At 33.2% G+C, this 21,416-nt stretch carries 15 protein-coding genes and 2 tRNA genes; 12 read left to right on the top strand and 5 right to left on the bottom strand.

Annotated features, from left to right (window positions below; all coding sequences use genetic code 11):
• The first annotated feature begins 10 nt into the window (after positions 1 to 10).
• The 4 genes from AC3IPI_RS02325 to AC3IPI_RS02310 all read left to right on the top strand — a co-directional run bounded on the left by AC3IPI_RS02325 (position 11) and on the right by AC3IPI_RS02310 (position 3,458).
• Entirely contained in the window at positions 11 to 1,345 is a 1,335-nt protein-coding gene (locus AC3IPI_RS02325; protein WP_489156856.1) for a sensor histidine kinase, read from the top strand.
• 109 nt (positions 1,346 to 1,454) lie between these two features.
• On the top strand, positions 1,455 to 1,649 hold the full coding sequence (locus AC3IPI_RS02320) for a hypothetical protein (protein ID WP_039117514.1): 195 nt from the start codon (positions 1,455 to 1,457) through the stop codon (positions 1,647 to 1,649).
• A 197-nt stretch (positions 1,650 to 1,846) separates the two neighbouring features.
• A complete protein-coding gene (locus tag AC3IPI_RS02315) occupies positions 1,847 to 3,088 on the top strand; it encodes a metallophosphoesterase (RefSeq protein ID WP_489156854.1) in 1,242 nt (413 codons plus the stop codon).
• A 73-nt stretch (positions 3,089 to 3,161) separates the two neighbouring features.
• Positions 3,162 to 3,458 (top strand): thioredoxin family protein, encoded by a 297-nt coding sequence (locus AC3IPI_RS02310; protein WP_035623602.1) that lies wholly within the window; start codon positions 3,162 to 3,164, stop codon positions 3,456 to 3,458.
• Between the two features lie 59 nt (positions 3,459 to 3,517).
• Here AC3IPI_RS02310 and AC3IPI_RS02305 read toward each other — a convergent pair whose 3' ends face one another.
• Positions 3,518 to 4,162 carry a polysaccharide deacetylase family protein gene (locus AC3IPI_RS02305; RefSeq protein WP_039111883.1) on the bottom strand — a complete coding sequence of 215 codons (645 nt, stop codon included), beginning with the start codon at positions 4,160 to 4,162 and terminating at the stop codon, positions 3,518 to 3,520.
• A 93-nt stretch (positions 4,163 to 4,255) separates the two neighbouring features.
• Positions 4,256 to 7,531, bottom strand: coding sequence for a glycosyltransferase family 117 protein (locus tag AC3IPI_RS02300; RefSeq protein ID WP_489156851.1), 3,276 nt, complete (start codon positions 7,529 to 7,531; stop codon positions 4,256 to 4,258).
• A 245-nt stretch (positions 7,532 to 7,776) separates the two neighbouring features.
• On the opposite strand from AC3IPI_RS02300, the gene AC3IPI_RS02295 reads away from it, so the two are divergent.
• Together AC3IPI_RS02295 and AC3IPI_RS02290 are read left to right on the top strand one after the other, a co-directional pair.
• Positions 7,777 to 7,847: transfer RNA gene (locus tag AC3IPI_RS02295), tRNA-Gln, on the top strand.
• Positions 7,848 to 8,104: 257 nt separating this feature from the next.
• Positions 8,105 to 8,175, top strand: a tRNA-Gln gene (locus AC3IPI_RS02290).
• A gap of 91 nt (positions 8,176 to 8,266) precedes the next feature.
• Here AC3IPI_RS02290 and AC3IPI_RS02285 read toward each other — a convergent pair.
• Positions 8,267 to 9,091, bottom strand: a complete 825-nt coding sequence (locus AC3IPI_RS02285; RefSeq protein WP_039119294.1) for a universal stress protein — start codon at positions 9,089 to 9,091, stop codon at positions 8,267 to 8,269.
• 176 nt (positions 9,092 to 9,267) lie between these two features.
• Here AC3IPI_RS02285 and rimP point away from each other — a divergent pair, with 176 nt between their 5' ends.
• The 3 genes from rimP to infB are packed head-to-tail and all read left to right on the top strand — an operon-like array spanning position 9,268 to position 13,929.
• Positions 9,268 to 9,732 (top strand): ribosome assembly cofactor RimP, encoded by a 465-nt coding sequence (rimP, locus tag AC3IPI_RS02280; RefSeq protein ID WP_489156848.1) that lies wholly within the window; start codon positions 9,268 to 9,270, stop codon positions 9,730 to 9,732.
• Positions 9,733 to 9,745: 13 nt separating this feature from the next.
• Entirely contained in the window at positions 9,746 to 10,993 is a 1,248-nt protein-coding gene (nusA, locus tag AC3IPI_RS02275) for a transcription termination factor NusA (RefSeq protein ID WP_035623592.1), read from the top strand.
• A 47-nt stretch (positions 10,994 to 11,040) separates the two neighbouring features.
• A complete protein-coding gene (gene infB / locus AC3IPI_RS02270; protein ID WP_489156846.1) occupies positions 11,041 to 13,929 on the top strand; it encodes a translation initiation factor IF-2 in 2,889 nt (962 codons plus the stop codon).
• A gap of 54 nt (positions 13,930 to 13,983) precedes the next feature.
• Here infB and AC3IPI_RS02265 read toward each other — a convergent pair whose 3' ends face one another.
• Positions 13,984 to 14,943 carry a hypothetical protein gene (locus tag AC3IPI_RS02265; RefSeq protein WP_489156844.1) on the bottom strand — a complete coding sequence of 320 codons (960 nt, stop codon included), beginning with the start codon at positions 14,941 to 14,943 and terminating at the stop codon, positions 13,984 to 13,986.
• Positions 14,944 to 15,300: 357 nt separating this feature from the next.
• Here AC3IPI_RS02265 and AC3IPI_RS02260 point away from each other — a divergent pair, with 357 nt between their 5' ends.
• A complete protein-coding gene (locus AC3IPI_RS02260) occupies positions 15,301 to 16,074 on the top strand; it encodes an acid phosphatase (RefSeq protein ID WP_489156842.1) in 774 nt (257 codons plus the stop codon).
• Positions 16,075 to 16,355: 281 nt separating this feature from the next.
• Here AC3IPI_RS02260 and AC3IPI_RS02255 read toward each other — a convergent pair whose 3' ends face one another.
• A complete protein-coding gene (locus AC3IPI_RS02255; protein WP_039111889.1) occupies positions 16,356 to 16,745 on the bottom strand; it encodes an SPOR domain-containing protein in 390 nt (129 codons plus the stop codon).
• Between the two features lie 220 nt (positions 16,746 to 16,965).
• Here AC3IPI_RS02255 and AC3IPI_RS02250 point away from each other — a divergent pair, with 220 nt between their 5' ends.
• Positions 16,966 to 18,294 (top strand): c-type cytochrome, encoded by a 1,329-nt coding sequence (locus tag AC3IPI_RS02250; RefSeq protein WP_039111890.1) that lies wholly within the window; start codon positions 16,966 to 16,968, stop codon positions 18,292 to 18,294.
• A gap of 32 nt (positions 18,295 to 18,326) precedes the next feature.
• On the top strand, positions 18,327 to 21,383 hold the full coding sequence (locus AC3IPI_RS02245) for a TAT-variant-translocated molybdopterin oxidoreductase (protein WP_086894884.1): 3,057 nt from the start codon (positions 18,327 to 18,329) through the stop codon (positions 21,381 to 21,383).
• Positions 21,384 to 21,416: the final 33 nt, after the last annotated feature.

Below are 21,416 nucleotides of genomic sequence, written 5' to 3'. Positions count from 1 at the left end.
ATAAACTAATATGAAAATAAAGCATCAATTAGCCATTTTTAATGCACTAACGCGATTGTTAGTGATTTTGATTTTATGGTTAATGCTGCCTATTTTAGTTCAGAATGTGGTTTATAGACACATTAATAATGGACTTATCGAAAAAAAGAAAAAGTTTATTGAGCATTTAAATCAAAATGAAATTGATGATTTTATCGAAAATGCAGATGATTCTACTGAAACTTATTCGCAATTTTCGACTTTACATAGTGAGTTTTTGGTACTATCGAGATTACCAAAATTACCAAATCTAGAAAAGACCACTTTTGTTAATGAGAATAGGATTATCGAAGGTGAAGAAAATGAGTATAGGATATTACGATATCATTTTACTTATGAAAATATAGGATATCAGTTAGAGATAGGAAGCAGTTTGGCAGAAATAAAAGATCTTACTTTTATTATTAAGCTCTTTATTATTATTGTTTTAGTTGTAATTGTTTTGATAACATTCTTGGCAGATACTTTTTATATAGAGTATTTACTCAAGCCTTTTTATAAAATAATAGATACTAAAATACGTAGAGTAAATGAACCCGAAGCTTTTGATCACACTCCGATTAAAGCGCATTCGGCAGATTTTAGAGAATTAGATTCGGTTTTAAACCAAATGATGGATAGGATAGGAGAGCTTTTTAAAAAAGAAAAGCAATTTATATCCAATGTTTCTCATGAACTTTTAACCCCGATTGCGTTATTAAAAAATAAATTCGAGAACTTATTGCAAAATGAATCTTTGGATGATAATGCAGTTGATAAAATTGCAGGCTCACTCAGGACTTTGGATATGCTGAAGAAAATAATCAATAACTTATTGTTAATTTCCAGAATCGAGAATAATCAATATGCCGCCAATGAAGCTATCGATTTTTATGAAATCGTAAGCGGATTGTACGATGATTTACAAGATAGGATTGATGATAAAGGATTGCAGTTCTCTAATAAAATGGAGCATGATTTTAATTTTATGGGTAACAATACGCTCATGCATATCCTATTGTATAATCTAGTTACCAATGCAATAAAATATAATAAAGAGAACGGAAGTATTACTATTAGCGATGGGTTTTTAAATCAACATTACTATTTGTCTATTTCTGATTTGGGAATAGGAATGAATGAAACCCAAGTCGAAAAGATATTTAATCGATTTACCCGAATTAGCTCTGATCAGGATGGTCAAGGTTTAGGCTTGGCTATAGCCGATAGTATAGCTTCTTTTCATCATATAGAGATTAAGGTAACCTCGACTCCTAATGAGGGTACTACGTTTTTGTTATTGTTTCCAAATAGCGTCAAAGCTTAATTAAAAGTTAAAATTTTTAGGCAAGGTAAATCTTCATTTAATCTTCATTTAGCAGATATATCTTTGACCTATAAATAATGAAATAATAATAATCATAAAACTAACAATCATGAAAAAAGTATTAATGCTAGCTATAGCAGTTTTAGGAACTACAGCAATGGTAAATGCTCAAACAACTCCAGCTCAAACGACTCCAACAAAAGAAGTGAAAGCTACTAAACATGCTAAAAAGAAAGCAGATAAAAAAGCTGAAGCTACAAAAACTGAAGTAGCTAAACCAGAGGCTGCAAAAGCTAAAAAATAAGGGTTTGATTAATATTCTACTTACTATAAATTAGGGTTAATAATTTATATAAGGGGGTAGGTAGGATAATAGTTTTAGTAGGTGGAAAGCTGGTGAGTAAAATCACCAGCTTTTTTTGTTATTGTTTGCGTTAAAATTTTGATAACAAAAAGTTTTCACATATTCATTCTTTGTTACTTTGCTTAAAAATTTTTCCAATGGTCATTCGTTTTATAATTATTTGTGCTCTTTTTTTATTTATAGAGTTTTATTCTTTTCAGGCTGTTAGAACATTAATTAAGCTAAGATGGCTCCTGATAAGTTACCAAATAATAAGTTTACTACTTTTTATATTTATAATATATTCCTTTACGCAATTTGACCGTTCTATTGGGCAAACTAAGCAAACCATGTTTACAATGGGGCTGATGTTGGTCGTTTATGTACCAAAAATTGTAATAACATTAGTGCTTTTAGGCGAAGACATTTTTCGTGTAGGAGCTGGATTAGTTAACTATTTTATCGAGAATCCTAACTTAACGAAAGATAGTGTAATTCCTAGCCGAAGAAAATTTGTGAGTCAATTGGCAGTTGGTTTGGCAGCAGTTCCTTTTCTGTCTTTAATTTATGGAATTTTTGAAGGAAAATATAATTTTAAAGTAATCAGGCAAACTGTATTTTTTCCAGATTTACCAGATGCTTTTGATGGATTTACGATTACACAAATATCTGATGTGCATTCGGGAAGTTTTGATAATCCAGAGAAAATAAGTTATGCTATCGATTTAGTAAATGAACAAAACTCGGATATGATTTTGTTTACGGGAGATATTGTTAATACGCATGCTACCGAAATGCATCCTTGGTTAGAGACTTTTAATAAAATAAAAGATCCTAAATTTGGTAAATATGCGGTTTTAGGAAATCATGATTATGGCGAATATGTTACTTGGCCATCTGAACAAAAGAAAGATGAAAACTTTGAAGCTATAAAAAACTTATACGGACAAATTGGTTTTCAATTATTATTGAATGAACATACTTACATTCAAAAAGGAGAGGATAAAATCGCTTTGGTAGGTGTTGAAAATTGGGGACATAATTTTAAAAAAGCGGGTGATTTAAATAAAGCTTCGCAAGGTGTTCAACAAGATGATTTTAAGGTGTTAATGAGTCATGATCCTAGTCATTGGGAGTATGAAATAAAAAATCATCCTAAGAATTTTCACCTTACTTTGTCAGGACATACTCATGGAATGCAGTTTGGGATTGAAATTCCGGGCTATTTTAAATGGAGCTTGGCACAATATGTGTATAAACAATGGGCTGGCCTGTATGAAAACGCAGGTCGCTATGTATATGTAAATCGTGGTTTTGGATTTCATGCTTATCCAGGACGTGTAGGGATTATGCCCGAAATAACTGTGATTGAACTAAAAAAAGGGAAGGATGTGGCATAATTCGTTAAAAATGCTACATTTGTATATAATAATCTCTTTTTAGTAGATTTAAAAAGATTAAATAGTTGATTTTATGTCAAAATTTGGAGAACTTATAAATGCTCAAGTTCCAGTGTTAATTGATTTTTACACCGATTGGAACGAATCATCAGTGTCAATGCATCCTGTAATAAAAGATGTTGCAGCTGCGCTAGGCGATAAAGCCAAAGTCATTAAAATTGATGTGGATAAAAATCAGGAATTGGCTGATGCACTAAGAATAAAAGGACTACCTACTTTAATGATTTATAAAGAAGGTCAAATGATTTGGAGGCAATCCGGCGAATTGGATGCAAATACTATTATAGGGATTGTACAAGAACAATTCTAATTTCTTCTGGATACTAAACTTGTAGTATTCTTTATATGTTTTATTAAATGACCGTATGTTTAATAAATAACATCAAATATAAAATTGTTTTCCTTTAAATAATCTAATGTTTTTGGTAATGCAAATTTAAGGTTTTGCGATGCTTTAATGCTATCGTGAAAAACAATTACGCTTCCTGATTTTACATTTTTTATTACATTCTGTAAGCACTTTTCCGGAGATATGCTTCGGTCAAAATCTGCGCTTAAAACATCCCACATTATTATTTTATACCCCAATTGGCGTAATTGTGTCGATTGTGATTTGGTGATTTTGCCATAAGGAGGACGAAAAATCTTAGGCTGAAGATTTTCAGTAGAAGATTTCTGGATTTGTTTGCCGCATAAAAGACTATTGTCTAAATACGTTTTAGTGGTCGTTTTCCAGCCTTTTAAGTGATCATAAGTATGATTTCCTATCGAATGACCTTCGGTGATTACTTTTTTGAAAATTTCGGGGTGTTTTTCGATGTTATTGCCAATGCAAAAGAAAGTGGCTCTGGCATCGCGTTTTTTTAGTTCAGATAAAACCCATTCTGTGATTTCGGGAGTTGGACCGTCATCAAAAGTTAAATAAACTTTATTCTCCTTATTAGGAATGTCCCAATAATAGTTAGAGAAGAATCGTTTTATCAGCTTGTTCGTCTTAATCCAGTAAAAACTCATTTTCTGAAATTTTAGTTTATGTAAAAATAAAAAATGTAGCGGTATTTTTCAATAGCGCTACATTTTTTAATTATTATATTTTTAGAATATTATTTATTCTTTTTCACGACCAAATCGCTCGAAAACATTTACATAAGTATTGAAAATTGCTTTTTGCTTGTTGTAAAAAGGTAAATCTTTACTTTCCTTCATTACTTGCAATAAGCTTCTGTATCTTTCGATATCAGTAATTATATCAATAGCCAGACTTGTTTGTTCAGATGGATCTAAATGGCTGTAATAATCTAGATTTTCTTTGTATTTATTTATTAACTTTTCTAGTAAATCATGTGCTTTTGCTTTTTCGCCAACATCATAATATCCTTTAGCAAAAGGCTCAACTAATGAGTAATAACCAAATTTATCCAATGGCATTTTTGTCATAGCTAAATTGATAATGTTTTTGGCTTTGTCAATTTTACCTTCAGTAATTAATTGTTTCATTAATCTGGAAAGATTAGTACGATACGTGATACTGTTTCGTCTTGTTTCTGGATCGTGATAAATTTTATCACTTTCGCTATTACCCCAATCCCATTTCATTACGATATCATACATTTTATCGGCATCAATTTGCCCCATGTCCATTGGTCCGCCATCTTTATTAGGAACGGTTTTAATTGGTACAAGTTTATACACCATTCCGTCTAATTGTAGATAGTTTTTTAGCCATAAATAATCTTCATCGTCAAAAGCACCACCACTAAAATAAATTGGTCTTTTCCAATCGTTATTAGCTAATATATCAAGCATCATCAAACGATTTTTGTATAAAGCACTTCCTTTAATATCAATGTCGATATAAGGAACAATAGAGTCGTAATACTTAGGAGCAACTACTTTATTCTTGATAATATTATCCTTGTTTATAGTAAGACGGAGTTTATTAGTTGGATAAAAGTGAATCGTTTGTCCGTTTTGCATTTCAACTGTTGACTTAGGGTTTTTTATAAAATCAATAAAACCTTTAATGTCCCAACGACTATCTATTTTTGGAATATGCGCCACATAATCTAATTTATCACCTACATATTGTTCGTGAACAAAAGATATTGGTAATGCATTTGATTCGTATGTTTTTGTTTTCATCTGATCGATATACCAATCGGTCATGAATAGACTTGTATTTACGATTTTAACATCGGTTCTTATTTTCTCTATTTCCTGAGCGTACCATAAAGGGAAGGTATCATTATCTCCAATGGTATATAAAATGGCATTAGGATCACATGAGTTTAAATACGCTTTAGCCATTGCTACAGCAGTATATTTATTAGATCTATCATGATCATCCCAGTTTTGAGAAGCCATAAGTATCGGAGCAGCAAGTAAGCTACCTGCAATAACTATAGGTCCGGCAATTCTTGGTGTTATATATTTCTGCAGGGTTTCATAGAGTGCGTAGACCCCGAATCCTATCCAGATTGCAAATACATAAAAGGATCCGACTAATGCATAATCTCTCTCTCGAGGTTCAAAAGGTCTTTCGTTTAGGTAAATTTTTAATGCTAAACCAGTAAATAAGAATAAAGCTAATAGGACATAGAAACTTTTTAAATCTTTATTTGCATGGTACATTAAACCGATTAAACCAAGGATGAAAGGCAAGAAAAAATAAACATTTCTTCCTTTATTATTTAATACATCCGATGGTAAATTGTCTTGAGAACCTAAATGAATTGAATCCATAAATTTGATTCCGCTAATCCAGTTTCCATCTAAATTATCATATTTCCCTTGAGTGTCACTTTGGCGACCTACAAAGTTCCACATTAAATATCTCCAGTACATATATCCGAATTGGTATTCGAACATAAAGCTAAAGTTGTCTGCAGTTGTTGGTTTTTCAACAATTAAATAATCGCCATAACTTCTTAAGAATTTCACATAACCCTCATTATCAATTTGTTTTTGAGCGTATGCTTTTCTGAATTCAGTAATTGTTTTTTCAACTTCATGTCTAAGTTGAGCAGTTGCTTTGTTAAACTCATCTTCAGATAATTGACTTGGGTCGATACCGTATTTTTGCAAATCATCTTCATAAGGATAATTTGGGTTTATCTTAAATGCAGGAGGGTTAGTAAAGTTAATGTAGTTTTCTACATGCTCAGTACTCCACATTCTTGGTAAAAAAGCTTTTTGTGCATCGTCAGTATTTTGTACTGCATTTTTATAATTGTTGGTAATAATATATTTACCAGTTTTGTAGTCTCTTTCGTAATTCGGTTTTTTGTCTAGATAAGGAGTGTTTTTATCTAATCCTGCAAAAACTTCCGTGTATTGAGGTCCGTAAAACAATGGGTTTACACCGTATTGTTCACGGTTGTAATATGCAAGTACTTCGGTCGCATCCGAAGGTTTGTTCTCGTTAATTACAGTATTAGCATTTGCTCTGATAGGTAGCATTAACCAAGTAGAGAATCCAATTAAAATGAATAAGATACAAAGAATTATAGTGTTGTAAAAAACAAGTCCTTTTTGTTTTGTGTAACGTAATCCAAAATAAAAGAAAGCGATAAAAGCTAAGGCAACAAATATAGTTCCTGAGTTAAAAGGTAATCCCATTTCGTTAACCATGAAAATCTCGGTTTTACCAAAGAAAGCCATCGTTAAAGGAAGTAATAATATGAAGATAAATAATAAGACAGCTACAACTACTATATTGGCAACAATGAAGTTTTTGATAGTAACTTTTTCGTAATTTTTAAAGAAATAAAGAAATCCAATTGCCGGAATTGTAAGTAATGCCATGAAGTGTACTCCAAATGAAAGACCTACAACTAATGAAATAATTAGTAACCATTTATTTCCTCTTGGAGTATTCATGTCTTGTTCCCAACGTAATCCCAGCCAAAAAAGTAAAGCGATTAATAAGGATGCCATAGCATAAACCTCTGCTTCGACAGCATTAAACCAGAAACTATCAGAAAAAGTATAGGCTAGAGCCCCTACAAAAGAACTTCCTAAAATTACAATAGCGTTATTTTGATTTACTTCGGCAAAACGACCAACTAATTTTTTAAGGATAATAGAGGACGACCAGAACATGAATAATATTGTAAAGGCACTTGAAAAAACAGACATCATATTAACCATTAATGCCACATGCTGGTTATCTATTGCAAACATTGCAAAGAAAGCACCCATCATTTGGTATAAAGGGGCACCAGGAGGGTGACCAACTTCAAGCTTTGCTGCTGTAGCGATGTACTCGCCACAATCCCAAAAACTCATGGTAGGTTCGACAGTTAGGGTGTAAGTTATTAAAGCGATTGTAAATGTTAACCAACCAATAATTGTATTCCATTTATTAAAGTTGAATTGTGCCATATTTAGGTATTAAAAATTTGTCCTTATTTTATCTTACAAAGAAAATGTTTTTTTATGTAATCAAACTAGCATTAACAAATTTTTCTAAAAAAGTAATTACAAAAACTAACATGTTGTTTTTGAATAGGTTTCGAGAAACGGCGGAGCTTTGTTCGAAAAAAAATCAATTTTTTTTCAAATTTTTGTTCAAAAAGTTTGCGCAAACTAAAAAAAGCTTTAAATTTGCACTCGCTTAACAGCACTGCTGGTCTATGGTGTAATGGTAACACAACTGTTTTTGGTGCAGTCTTTCAAGGTTCGAGTCCTTGTAGACCAACATAAGAAGCCTCTCAATCGAGAGGCTTTTTTTATGCAATAAAGTCAGATGTCTTAGGAGATTTTAAAAAAAAAATAAAACTTCATGGTAGATTATGATATGTTTAAAAAGAGAGATTGCTGTTTAGTAATCTCTCTTTTTATTTAATTTTTCTTTGATTTGGTTTTTTTGTAAAAAGGTTTTGTTGTATGGGGTTGAATAAAAAATTTGCACAAACTAAAAAAAGTTTTAAATTTGCACTCGCTTAGCAGCATTGCTGGTCTATGGTGTAATGGTAACACAACTGTTTTTGGTGCAGTCTTTCAAGGTTCGAGTCCTTGTAGACCAACATAAAAAGCCTCTCAATCGAGAGGCTTTTTTTATGCGATAAATTTAAGTGTTTTTAATCTAGTTGTTTTTATAAGGTAATTTCTTTTTGTTTAGATTTTAAAAGTTATTACAGGGCGTACGGCATGATTTACTAAGTCTTCGCTGATGCTTCCGTTAAAAAAGTGTGAGAATCCAGTTCTTCCATGAGTACACATTCCTATTAAATCGGCATCAACACTATTAGAGAAGTTTATTATACCATTTTCTATATTAGTGTCGTTATAAATATTGGTTGAATAATTGTTAAGATTAAAAGGTGCGATAAAATCAGTCATTATTTTCTCGGCAACATGAGTCGGTTTGAAACTATTTGGAGTGCAAATCATGACTAAATGTAGTTTAGAATCGAAGAATTTGGTAAATTCAATCAATTTTTTAAAAGGTTTTTCAGTTTCTTTTGAGAAATCTGAAGCAAAAACAAAATTTGTAGTTTTGAAAGTTTCCATGTGTTTTTTAATGACCAAAACTGGAATTTCAGAATGGCGAACTACTTTTTCAGTATTCGATCCTATAAGTAATTCTTCAAATCCAGAAGAGCCATGTGAACCCATAACTATTAAGTCGATTTCGTGTTCATTACTTACTTTTGCAATTCCTTCAGCTGGTCTGTCGAGTTTTACCATCTCAGTTATTGTAAGTCCGTCTAGGTAGGGTCTCTCGGTGATTTTAGAAAGCATTTCGTTGGCTTTTTTCATAAATAACATGGTCTCAGGGATGCTGATTCCGCCAGTAATTGCATCATTCATTTGGCTAGGTAATTCTAGTGTATGAAGTATGATTATCTCAGAGTTATTTTTTTTAGCGATTTGTGCAGCGGCTTTTAAAGCGTCTTCTGCATGCTCAGAAAAATCGGTAGGAACTAAAATGCGTTTCATAACTTTGTGGTGTTAAATTATGTGAAAAATCATTTATTTTAATGCTTTAATAAAGATAAGAAATATTTTTACAGCAATCAATTTATTTTGATTTATAAAAAAACACTATATTTGCACCGTTATTTATTAAAATCTAAATAATGAGGGGACTAAATGTCCCCTCTTTTTATAAAAGTATGACATTTAAAGAAAAAGTAAACGTATTAATAGCTGAAGGTCTCTTAGAAAAACCATCAATTTTTTTAATAGACTTAACCATTACCGATGCTTTCAAGATAATTGTATCTTTGGATGGAGATAATGGTGTGCTCTTGCAAGACTGTATTGATGTTAGCCGTGCTATTGAGAATAATTTGGACAGAGAAGAACAAGATTTTTCTTTGGAAGTGGCTTCGGTAGGAGTTGGTTCACCATTAAAAATGGTTAGACAATACAAGAAGAACATTGGTAGAACATTGATTGTGAATACTAATAGTGAAAAAATTGAGGCTGAATTAGTTGATGCTAATGAAGATTTCATAATTTTGTCTTGGGAAGCAAGAGAACCTAAGAAAATAGGAAAAGGAAAAGAAACAGTTCAAAAAGAGCAACAAATACCTTATACAGAAATTAAAGAGGCAATTGTTACAGTAACATTTTAATTAAAGAATTCGCATGGAAAATTTAGCATTAATCGATTCATTCTCAGAGTTTAAAGATGATAAACTTATTGATCGTGTAACGCTTATGGCAATTTTAGAAGATGTATTTAGAAATGCATTGAAGAAAAAATACGGTTCAGATGATAACTTCGATATTATCATAAATCCTGATAAGGGAGATATGGAAATTTGGAGAAGAAGAGTAATCGTTGCCGACGAAGATCTAGATTTTGAAAATGAAGAAATTACTTTGACTGAAGCAAGAAGAATTGAAGCGGATTTTGAAATTGGTGAAGAAGTTTCTGAAGAAGTAAAATTAATTGATTTAGGTAGAAGAGCTATTTTAGCTTTGCGTCAAAACCTTATTTCTAAAATACATGAACACGATAATACAAATCTTTACAAGCAATTTAAAGATATTATTGGAGATATTTATACTGCCGAAGTGCATCATGTTCGCCCAAGAGTTGTAATTTTGGTGGATGATGAAGGAAATGAAATTGTTTTACCAAAAGAAAAACAAATTCCATCTGACTTTTTCCGTAAAGGAGATAACGTTCGTGGTATTATTGAAAGTGTTGAATTAAAAGGGAATAAACCTCAAATTATTATGTCTAGAACTTCTGAGAAGTTTTTAGAGAAATTGTTTGAACAAGAAATTCCTGAAGTTTTTGACGGTTTAATTACAGTTAAAAATGTAGTTAGGATTCCTGGTGAAAAAGCAAAAGTAGCGGTAGATTCTTATGATGACAGAATTGACCCAGTTGGAGCTTGTGTAGGTATGAAGGGATCTCGTATTCACGGAATTGTACGTGAGTTAGGAAACGAAAATATAGATGTTATTAATTATACTAGTAACATTCAATTATATATTACTAGGGCTTTAAGTCCTGCAAAAGTATCTTCAATTAAGATTAATGAAGAAACAAAAAGAGCCGAAGTTTTCTTGAAATTAGAAGAAGTTTCTAAAGCTATCGGTAGAGGTGGTCATAACATTAAACTAGCTGGCCAATTAACAGGTTATGAGCTTGATGTTATTAGAGAAGGTGATGTAGCAAGCGGTGAAGACGATGACGTAGAATTAACTGAGTTCTCTGATGAAATCGAAGATTGGGTTATCGAAGAGTTTGCTAAAATAGGATTAGATACTGCAAAAAGTATTTTAAAACAAGAAGTAGAAGATTTAGTAAGAAGAACAGACCTAGAAGAGGAAACGATTTTAGATGTAATGCGAATACTAAAAGAAGAGTTTGATAGTTAGTCTATCTTTCTCACAACACAACGAATAGGTAATAATAAAAAGGTTTTATGTCTGAAGAGAGAGTAATAAGAATAAACAAGGTTTTAAGGGAATTAAATATTTCATTAGAAAGAGCTGTGGATTATCTAAAAGATAAGGGAATTGCTATTGATGCAAATCCAAACGCAAAAATTTCTAATCAGGAATTTAATATCCTACAAAGCCAATTTGCGGGCGATAAGGGAAATAAGGAGGCTTCTAAAGAAGTTGGTGAGGAAAAGAGAAAAGAGAAAGAAGCATTGCGTGTAGAACGCGAAAAAGAAATTGAAGACAAACGCAAACAAGACGAAGAGCGCCAAAAACAACAAGAGGTTATAAAAGCGAGAGCTGTAGTAACTGGTCCAGTTCAAGTTGGTAAAATTGATTTAAATCCGAAAAAGCCTGCAATTATTCCAAACACTCCTTCAGTAGCAGAGCCAGAAAAAGTTGAAATACCTAAGGAAGTTGTAAAGCAAGAAAAACCTATTCAAAAAGAGGTAGTTCAACCTGTACAACCACCAGTTCCTGTTGCTGAGAAAAAAGAAGAAAAACCTGTTGTTGAGAAAGTTGTTGAGAAAAAAGAGTCTAAGCCAGTTGTAGTTGCTCCAGTAAAGGAACCTGTTGTAAAAGCAGAACCTGTTGCTCCAGTTACGCCTCCTGTTGAAGAATCGATAACAACACAATATCAAAAATTATCTGGTACTACTCTTACTGGTCAAACAATTGATTTATCTCAATTTAATAAGCCTAAAAAGAAGAAAGAAGATCCAAAGATAACTCCTAATAAACCAGGAGCTCCAGGAGCAGCTGCAAATAACGCTAATAAAAATAAGCGTAAAAGAATTGCTCCTAAGCCAGGTGCGCCTAGACCGGCAACGCCACCAGGAACACCAAATCCTAATAAAATTACTCCAAATACAGGAGGAGCTGGAGGAGGATTTAATGCTAACAGAAGTGCAAGACCAGGTTTTGTAAAAGGAAACCGTCCTGCAATTGTAGCAAAAGTAGAGCCTACTGAAGAGGAAGTAAAAAACCAAATTAGAGAAACGCTTGAAAAACTACAAGGTAAAGGTGGAAAATCAAAAGCTGCTAAATACCGTAGAGATAAGAGAGACACGCACCGTCAGAAATCTGATGATGAGCAAAGAGCTTTAGACGAAGGAAGTAAAACTATTAAAGTTACTGAGTTTGTTACTGTAGGTGAAATTGCAATTATGATGGATGTGCCAATTACTAAAGTTATTGGTACTTGTATGTCACTTGGTATCATGGTTACCATGAACCAGCGTCTTGATGCAGAAACATTAACTATTGTAGCCGATGAGTTTGGTTATGAAGTTGAGTTTATTACTGTAGATATCGAAGAAGCTATCGAAGTAGTTGCAGATAAAGAAGAAGATTTAGTTGTAAGAGCGCCAATTGTTACTGTAATGGGTCACGTCGATCACGGTAAAACATCTTTACTGGATTATATCCGTAAAGAAAATGTTATCGCTGGTGAGTCTGGAGGAATTACACAACACATTGGAGCATACGGTGTAACATTGGATAATGGTCAAAAAATTGCATTTTTAGATACACCAGGTCACGAGGCGTTTACTGCGATGCGTGCACGTGGAGCTCAAGTTACCGATATTGCTATTATTGTAATTGCGGCGGATGATGATATCATGCCACAAACAAAAGAGGCAATTTCTCACGCACAAGCTGCTGGAGTACCAATTATATTTGCTATAAATAAAGTTGATAAGCCAAATGCTAACCCTGAGAAAATTAAAGAAAGATTAGCAAGTATGAATTTACTTGTAGAAGATTGGGGAGGAAAAATCCAATCGCATGATATTTCTGCAAAAACAGGATTAGGTGTTAAAGACTTATTAGAAAAAGTATTGTTAGAGGCTGAGATTTTAGATTTAAAATCAAACCCTAATAAAGCAGCACAGGGAACTGTTGTTGAGGCTTTCTTAGATAAAGGAAAAGGATATGTTTCGACTATCTTAGTACAACACGGAACGCTTAAAATTGGAGATTATATGCTAGCTGGAAAACATCATGGTAAAATTAAAGCCATGCATGATGAAAGAGGGCACACAGTTCTAGAAGCTGGTCCGTCAACTCCAGTATCTGTTTTAGGTTTAGATGGTGCGGCAACTGCAGGTGATAAGTTTAATGTATTTGAAGATGAAAAAGAAGCAAAACAAATTGCATCTAAACGTTCTCAATTAATGCGTGAACAATCTGTACGTACACAAAGACATATTACATTAGACGAAATTGGTCGTCGTATTGCTCTTGGTCAATTTAAAGAATTGAACGTGATCCTTAAAGGTGACGTGGATGGTTCTGTTGAAGCATTATCTGATTCGTTCTCTAAATTATCTACTGAAGAAATTCAAATTAATATTATCCATAAAGGAGTTGGAGCGATTACTGAAACTGACGTTATGTTGGCTTCTGCATCAGATGCGATTATTATCGGATTTAATGTTCGTCCAGCAGGAAATGCAAGACAGTTAGCAGATAAAGAAGAAATCGATATCCGTTACTACTCTATTATTTATGCTGCTATCGATGACTTAAAAGATGCAATGGAAGGAATGTTAGCTCCTGAAATGAAAGAAGAAATTCTTGGAACTGCAGAAATTAGAGAGATATTCAAAATTTCTAAAGTTGGATCTATTGCAGGATGTATGGTAATGGATGGTAAAATTGCAAGAAACTCTAAAATCAGAATTATTAGAGAAGGTGTTGTAGTATTTACTGGAGAGTTATTGGCATTGAAACGTTTCAAAGACGATGTTAAAGAAGTTTCTAAAGGATACGATTGTGGTATTCAAATTAAGAACTTCAATGATATCGAAGAGCGTGATGTGATCGAGGCTTACCATGAAGTAGCAATCAAAAAGAAATTGAAATAGAATTTTATATTTTCAAAAAAAAATCCCGACTTGTCGGGATTTTTTTGTTATGTGCTAGAATTTCTTTTTACCAAAAGAATAAGATACGGTTAAAGAAGGTCCGTTATATCCCCATTTTAAATAACCTTGTGCTCTGTTTTTTTCTGCATCTACAGTGAAGTTTAGTCCTGTATAACCTAAAGCGAGATCTAAGTTCTTTACGACTTCATACATGAGGGAGAAATTGTAACTAATGATTTTTCCGTCTATGTTATCTATTTTTACAGAAAGATAACTAACATTACCATTGAGAGCTAATCTATCTGTAAAAGCATATCCACCCCATATTCCTATATCTGGTAGAGGAGCGGTAAAACCAAAGCTATCTTCATAGCCAATACTTGCGGTATTTCCTTCGAAGTTGATACCGACATCACTTTTTAAGACATGGATTCCAAGCATTAAACCTAATTCATATTTCGGACTAGTAAGAAATGCATACCCATATGAAATCATATAGATATTCGTATCAAAAAAGGCTGTAATATCTGAATTAACCGTATAGGTGTGATCTTTAAACTCGATATCTTTTTGTAGTGTATGATGAGAATCACGATTTAGGTTAAAGTAACTGAGGTCTAATCTTGATCTGCGAGATATTCGCCATTGTAAATTAGCTAAGAAAGTTGTTGTTGATTCGCGGAAGCCTAAATCATCTTCAAAATCTATTGTTGTTCCAAAAGTGTGATTTTGATTTCCTACTTCAACCTTAGTGTTGTTTATAGGAAAAAAAATACCAGCAGTAACCTTAAAGCGCTTAACAAACCATGGCGGAGTAGGTTTTTGTTTTTTGAAGGAATTGAAATCATTAATGGATCCTTCTTCTATTGTTAAATCTTGAGGGTCTAGACTATAAAGAGAGCTGTTAAAAGGCTCATTTGGCAGACTAGCGACTTCTTCTTGTGAACATGCTAGAATTGGCAGTAATAACATTCCAAATAACAGTGCGCTTGTTGAAAAAACTTTTGATTTCATGATTATGTTTTTTTAAGATGTTGGCTTAGTTGTATTAGGTAAAAGTTAATTATGTGAATGTGACTACAAAATTCAGTAGTTTATTGATATAAAACGTAAATATTAAGAATGGATAGGTTGCAAATTAGAATATGAAACAGAAAGATGAAATATGTTTAGATGCGACAAAAGTATTATTCCGTCCTTTATATAAGTGTTACTTGTTATTTGTACTCTAAATTACAAGAGTATTGGTAATCTAATGTGTTTTGTTTTATATGGTATAAATTAAAAAGGGTTAAGGAATTTTTATCATGAAAATGCTTTTGTTGTGTTAAAGGAGCTTTTGTGGTGTAAATGTTTTTAATCAAGTTTTTTATGAGGTTTAAAATATTTCATATTATTAAGGGATTAACGTCTTTTAAAGTTAATTCAAAAAATGTTGCTTACAATTTTACAAATGTTGAGCAGCTAAGAGAAGTTATGCCAGGTTTGTTACAGGGGTATTTGTCTGAGGAAGAAATGCCAAATAGTTTAATGTTGTTGCCGCCACCTCCAGAATATACTTCTGCGTCTTTTTCTATTGATTTAGAATATGCAAAAAGAGCAGCTGAATCTTATGATGATATGCGATTCATGCAAGCTAAGAAGGATGCTAACCTCTCTTTTCCCGCAGCGGCAAAATCTTTTGAATCAACTTTAGGGATTGAAATTAGTGAAGAAAAGACGCCTAAGCTTTATATACTTATGCGTAGAATAATGACAGATGCAGGTTTGTCAACCTATGCGGCTAAAAATCATTATAACAGAGAGCGTCCATTTGTGATGAATAATGTCAAAACTTGTACTCCGGAGCAAGAGGAAGTTCTTCGTAAAGTTGGTTCATTTCCTTCTGGTCATACTGCTGTAGGGTGGGCGTGGGCATTAGTATTTAAAGAAATTTTCCCTGAGAATGAAAAAATGATTTTGGAACGAGGGTATGATTTTGGCGAAAGCCGTATTATTTGTCATGCGCATTGGTATAGCGATGTAGAAATGGGTAGGGTGATGGGTAAGGTAACTGTGGATAGGCTTAGAGATAATGCAGATTTTCAAAAAGATTTGGCTGCGGCTAAAAAAGAAGTGAGGCAATACAAGAGTAATATGCTTTAAGAATGGAGTTTGTTTTTAATGGGAGAAAATAATAATTGTGCCTAAGAATTGGGCGAGAATGAGGATGGTTGGTATTTGGAAATAATGAGCTTAAAGTAAAGGTTGTATTGATTAAGAATTTTAGATTTTTAAGTTTTATCTATTTGAATATGTGTGATTTGGGAAGTTTTTTAGAGCTATTTGGTAAAATAAAACCGCCTTTAGTTAAGGCTAATAAAAAAGACAAAATCTATTCAAGTTGAATGGATTTTGTCTTTTTCTTATGTGTTAAAATGATGATTTTATTTGCCTGGTTTGATAAGAAATACATTTTTATATCTCTTTTTTATGTCGGCTAAATTTCTCTCAGCTTCAATTTTACTTTTAAAATTTCCAACCATAACTTTATAGTTTGGGGTGTTGAAAATTATTGTTCCATCGATGTTTTTGAACTCTTGTTTGAAGTCAATCAGTGTTTTTTTTGCTTCTTCACTCTTGCCGCTAAAAATCTGGATTTTGTAACTGTCGTTAACGCTAATTGACGGGTTAATTTTACGTTTTTCATTCAATAATTGCTCAAATTTGGGGTCTTGGTTTAGTGCAATGTTTTGATCTTGTGCGTTAATGTTATATGCCAAAACTAGTAGTAATGATGTGTAAAGTGTTTTCCTTCTAGGGGTTAAAATTCTCATAATGTGATGGTTTTTATGCAAAAATAGTATTTAATATATAAATGGATATTAGAAAAATTATTTAGAATTGATATAAATTGGTATTTAAGACTATTTTAAGGTTTTGAGAATAGTTCTTAAATTGTATTTTTGTGCAAGTTTTAAAAGAAGGTATTCTTTTTTGTGTAATTCGTATACAGAAAAAACCGTACCAAATTTTAGTAGATAATCATTATACAATATGGAAAAGGTGGGTAACCATAATTCGATCTCAAGGAAATTATTTTTAAGCTTAGGGCTAACGTTAATTTTCTCGCTAACTTCATTTGCACAAGATGCTGCTGCTCCAGCAGCGCCTGATGCTGCTGCTACTGTAGCAACTCAGGGAGGTGATCCGGTAAAGGGTAAAGAACTTTTTAATGCAAATTGTGCTGCATGTCATAAACTAGATGGGAAATCGACAGGTCCTGAATTAAGAGGCGTGTCGGCAAAACATGATAAAGCTTGGTTGTACAAGTGGATTCATAATAGCTCTGATTTGATTAAATCAGGTGACCCAGTTGCTGTGAAGCTTTTTGCTGATCACAACAAAGCAGTGATGACTCCATTTCCTCAATTATCAACAGGGGATATTGATAACATTATTGCTTATACTTCTGAGCCTAAGGCTGAGCCTAAAACTCCAACGGCAACTGCTGCTGTTCCGGGTACAGGAGGTGAAAGTGGGGCTATTTCTAATAGCGTAATCCTAGGGGCGCTTGCTCTAGTAATGGGTATGCTAGTAGTGATGCTTTACTTAGTAAACAATGTATTAAGAAAAGTTGCGAAAGCAAATGGAATCGATGTTGCTCCAAAAGAGCCAAGAGTTTCATTATGGAAAGCGTTTGCTAGAAATCAATTTTTGGTTTTAGTTGCTTCTATATTCTTGTTATTGGCAAGTGGTTATTTTGTGTATGCTTACTTAATGCAAGTAGGTGTAGATCAGAATTATGAGCCAATTCAGCCAATTCACTATTCTCACAAAATTCATGCTGGAGATAACGAGATCAATTGTAAATATTGTCACTCTGCTGCTCGTGTAAGTAGGACTGCTGGTATTCCTTCTTTGAATGTTTGTATGAACTGTCATAAAAACATATCAGAGGTTGCTGAATCTACTGCTACTCCTGAGTACAGCAAAGCATTCTATGATGAGCAAATCCAAAAATTGTATAATGCAGTTGGATGGGATAAAGCTACTCAAACATATACAGGGAAAACACAACCAGTAAAATGGGTTCGTATTCATAATTTACCTGATTTTGTATACTTTAATCACTCACAACACGTTTCGGTTGCTGGTATCGAATGTCAAACTTGTCACGGTCCAGTACAAGAGTATGAAATCATGAAACAGTATTCTAAATTAACAATGGGATGGTGTATTGATTGCCATAGAAAAACTGATGTTAAGATGGAAGGAAACGAGTATTATGCTAAAATACATGAAGAGCTTTCTAAAAAATACGGTGTAGAGAAATTAACTGCAGCGCAAATGGGAGGTTTAGAGTGTGGTAAATGCCACTATTAATCAAATTATTAAGATTTTAATATTTATATACAATGTCATCAAACAAAAAATACTGGAAAAGTGTTGAAGAGCTAGACGAAAATAGTTCTATTGTTGAGGCGCTTAGAAATAACGAATTTGTTGAAGAAATTCCTACTGATGAATTTTTAGGAAATGCAGATGCATTAGCATCGTCTTCAACTTCACGTCGTGACTTTTTAAAGTACGTTGGGTTTAGTACTGCAGCAGTTACGCTTGCAGCTTGCGAAGGCCCTGTTCACAAATCGATACCTTATGTACTGCAACCAGAACAAATCATACCAGGTGTAGCTGATTATTATGCAACAACTGTTTTTGATGGTTTCGATTTTGCTAATCTTTTAGTAAAAACACGTGAAGGGCGTCCTATTAAAATTGACAATAACACAATTTCAGGAGCGAAATTTTCAGCCAATGCTAGAATCCATGCGTCTATATTATCATTATATGATAGTATGCGTTTGAAAGAACCTAAATTGGAAGGAAAAAATTCAACTTGGTCTGCTGTTGATTTAAAAATTAAATCTAGTATTGCTGAGGCGAATGCTAAAGGTGGTCAAATTGTATTATTAACAAATACTTTGGCAAGTCCATCTACTGAAAAATTAATTGCTGAGTTTATAGCTAAAAACCCTAATGCAAAACATGTTGTTTATGATGCGGTATCGTCATCATCTGCTTTGGATGCATTTGAAACAGTTTATGGTGAAAGAGCTTTAGTTAATTACGATTTCTCAAAAGCTTCACTTATCGTTTCGGTAGGAGCTGACTTCTTGGGAGATTGGCAAGGAGGAGGGTATGACTCAGGTTATGCACAAGGACGTATTCCTAGAAATGGAAAAATGTCTCGTCACTTCCAATTAGAAGCAAATATGACTTTGTCTGGTGCTGCTGCTGATAAGCGTTTACCTATGTCGACTGCAAATCAAAAACAAGCATTAGTTCATATATATAATGTTGTAACAGGTTCTTCTGTAGCTGTTAATTTAGACAGTCAGTTTAAAGCAGAAGTAACTAAAGCAGCTCAACAATTAAAAGCTGCTGGTTCAAAAGGAGTATTAGTATCAGGAATTCAAGATAAAAATGCTCAGTTATTAGTTTTAGCTATCAACCAAGCGTTGGTGAGTGAGGCTTTTACAACTTCTGAAACAAGACAAATAAGAAAAGGATCTGATGCTAAAGTAGCTCAATTAATTAATGATATGAAAGCAGGTAGCGTTCATACATTACTTATGAGTGGAGTTAATCCAGTTTATACATTAGCAGATAGCGAATCTTTCGTTGCAGGATTGAAAAAAGTAAAAACATCTGTTGCTTTCTCTTTAAAACAAGATGAAACTGCTGAGCTTGCAACAATTGCTGCTCCAGTTCCTCATTACTTAGAGGCTTGGAACGATGTATCTATTACAAAAGGAACTTATGGTCTTACTCAACCGACTATTCGTCCTATATTTGATACAAAACAATTTCAAGATGTTTTGTTATCTCTAACAGGAAATTCTGGAACATTCTACGATTATATCAAAGCAAATGCTTCTGGAATAATTGCAGGTTCTACTTGGAATAAAGTTTTACACGATGGTATTTTTGTTGGAACTGCTTCGGCACTTTCTGCAGGTTCTGTTGATTATAGTGCTGCTGCAAATGCAGTATCACAATCTAAAGCTTCTGGTGATTTCGAATTAGTATTATATACTAAAACAGGAATGGGAGATGGACAACAAGCAAACAATCCTTGGTTGCAAGAGTTTCCAGATCCAATCACTAGAGTTTCTTGGGATAATTATGTAACTGTTTCTAATGCTGATGCTAAGAAGTTACAAATGTCTAATGAAATTGTTGCTAATGGAGGTTTAAACGGAAGTTATGCTACTATTACAACTGCTGATGGAGTAAAATTAGAAAACGTACCAGTAATTGTTCAACCAGGACAAGCGGTAGGTACTATTGGTTTAGCTTTAGGTTATGGACGTAAAGCTGCTCTAAAAGAAGAAATGATTGTAGGTTTAAATGCTTACTCTTTATATAAAGGTTTTAATGATGTACAATCTGTTAAGCTTGCAAAAGCTAGTGGAGAGCATGAGTTTGCTTGTGTTCAAGGTCAAAAAACTTTAATGGGAAGAGGGGATATTATAAAAGAAACTTCTCTTGAAATATTTAATACTAAAGATGCTGAATTTTGGAACGAACAACCAAAAGTATCTTTAGATCACAATGAAGTAGCAGCTACATCTGTCGATTTATGGGATTCATTTGATCGTTCTACAGGACATCACTTTAATCTTTCAATTGATTTAAATGCTTGTACAGGATGTGGGGCTTGTGTTATCGCTTGTCACGCTGAAAATAATGTACCAGTTGTAGGTAAAGACGAGGTAAGAAGAAGTCGTGATATGCACTGGTTGCGTATCGATAGATACTACTCTTCTGAAAGTACTTTTGCTGGAGACAACGAAAGAAAAGAAAATATAGCAGGATTGTCAAGTTCATTGTCTACATTTAACGAAATGGAAAAAGCTGGAGATAATCCACAAGTTTCTTTCCAGCCGGTTATGTGTCAACATTGTAATCATGCACCTTGTGAAACTGTTTGTCCAGTTGCTGCAACTTCACATGGTCGTCAAGGACAAAACCAAATGGCTTATAACAGATGTGTTGGTACTCGTTACTGTGCAAACAACTGTCCATATAAAGTACGTCGTTTTAACTGGTTCTTGTATAACAAAAACAGTGAATTCGATTATCACATGAATGATGATTTAGGTCGTATGGTATTGAATCCAGACGTAAACGTTCGTTCTCGTGGAGTTATGGAAAAATGTTCTATGTGTATTCAAATGACACAAGCTACAATATTAAATGCTAAGAAAGAGGGTAGAGCTATCGTTGATGGAGAATTCCAAACAGCTTGTTCTAATGCTTGTTCTTCTGGTGCTATGGTATTTGGAGATGTAAATGATACAGAAAGCAAAGTTACTAAACTAGCTGCTGATGATAGAATGTATCACTTATTAGAGCATGTAGGAACAAAACCTAATGTGATTTATCACGTTAAAGTTAGAAATACTTAGTACAAAAAATTATTAATTAAGAAACAATATAAA

This window comes from Flavobacterium sp. GL_143, assembly GCF_057834355.1.
This window is presented reverse-complemented; position numbering and strand designations above follow the sequence as displayed.

Excerpts from the sequence above, each read along its gene's own strand:
- AC3IPI_RS02320 (WP_039117514.1), top strand. The coding sequence starts at position 1,455 with ATGAAAAAAGTATTAATGCTAGCTATAGCAGTTTTAGGAACTACAGCA.
- AC3IPI_RS02300 (WP_489156851.1), bottom strand. The coding sequence starts at position 7,531 with ATGGCACAATTCAACTTTAATAAATGGAATACAATTATTGGTTGGTTA.
- rimP (WP_489156848.1), top strand. The coding sequence starts at position 9,268 with ATGACATTTAAAGAAAAAGTAAACGTATTAATAGCTGAAGGTCTCTTA.
- AC3IPI_RS02315 (WP_489156854.1), top strand. The coding sequence starts at position 1,847 with ATGGTCATTCGTTTTATAATTATTTGTGCTCTTTTTTTATTTATAGAG.
- AC3IPI_RS02250 (WP_039111890.1), top strand. The coding sequence starts at position 16,966 with ATGGAAAAGGTGGGTAACCATAATTCGATCTCAAGGAAATTATTTTTA.
- AC3IPI_RS02325 (WP_489156856.1), top strand. The coding sequence starts at position 11 with ATGAAAATAAAGCATCAATTAGCCATTTTTAATGCACTAACGCGATTG.
- AC3IPI_RS02310 (WP_035623602.1), top strand. The coding sequence starts at position 3,162 with ATGTCAAAATTTGGAGAACTTATAAATGCTCAAGTTCCAGTGTTAATT.
- AC3IPI_RS02285 (WP_039119294.1), bottom strand. The coding sequence starts at position 9,091 with ATGAAACGCATTTTAGTTCCTACCGATTTTTCTGAGCATGCAGAAGAC.
- nusA (WP_035623592.1), top strand. The coding sequence starts at position 9,746 with ATGGAAAATTTAGCATTAATCGATTCATTCTCAGAGTTTAAAGATGAT.
- AC3IPI_RS02305 (WP_039111883.1), bottom strand. The coding sequence starts at position 4,162 with ATGAGTTTTTACTGGATTAAGACGAACAAGCTGATAAAACGATTCTTC.
- AC3IPI_RS02265 (WP_489156844.1), bottom strand. The coding sequence starts at position 14,943 with ATGAAATCAAAAGTTTTTTCAACAAGCGCACTGTTATTTGGAATGTTA.
- infB (WP_489156846.1), top strand. The coding sequence starts at position 11,041 with ATGTCTGAAGAGAGAGTAATAAGAATAAACAAGGTTTTAAGGGAATTA.
- AC3IPI_RS02260 (WP_489156842.1), top strand. The coding sequence starts at position 15,301 with ATGAGGTTTAAAATATTTCATATTATTAAGGGATTAACGTCTTTTAAA.
- AC3IPI_RS02245 (WP_086894884.1), top strand. The coding sequence starts at position 18,327 with ATGTCATCAAACAAAAAATACTGGAAAAGTGTTGAAGAGCTAGACGAA.
- AC3IPI_RS02255 (WP_039111889.1), bottom strand. The coding sequence starts at position 16,745 with ATGAGAATTTTAACCCCTAGAAGGAAAACACTTTACACATCATTACTA.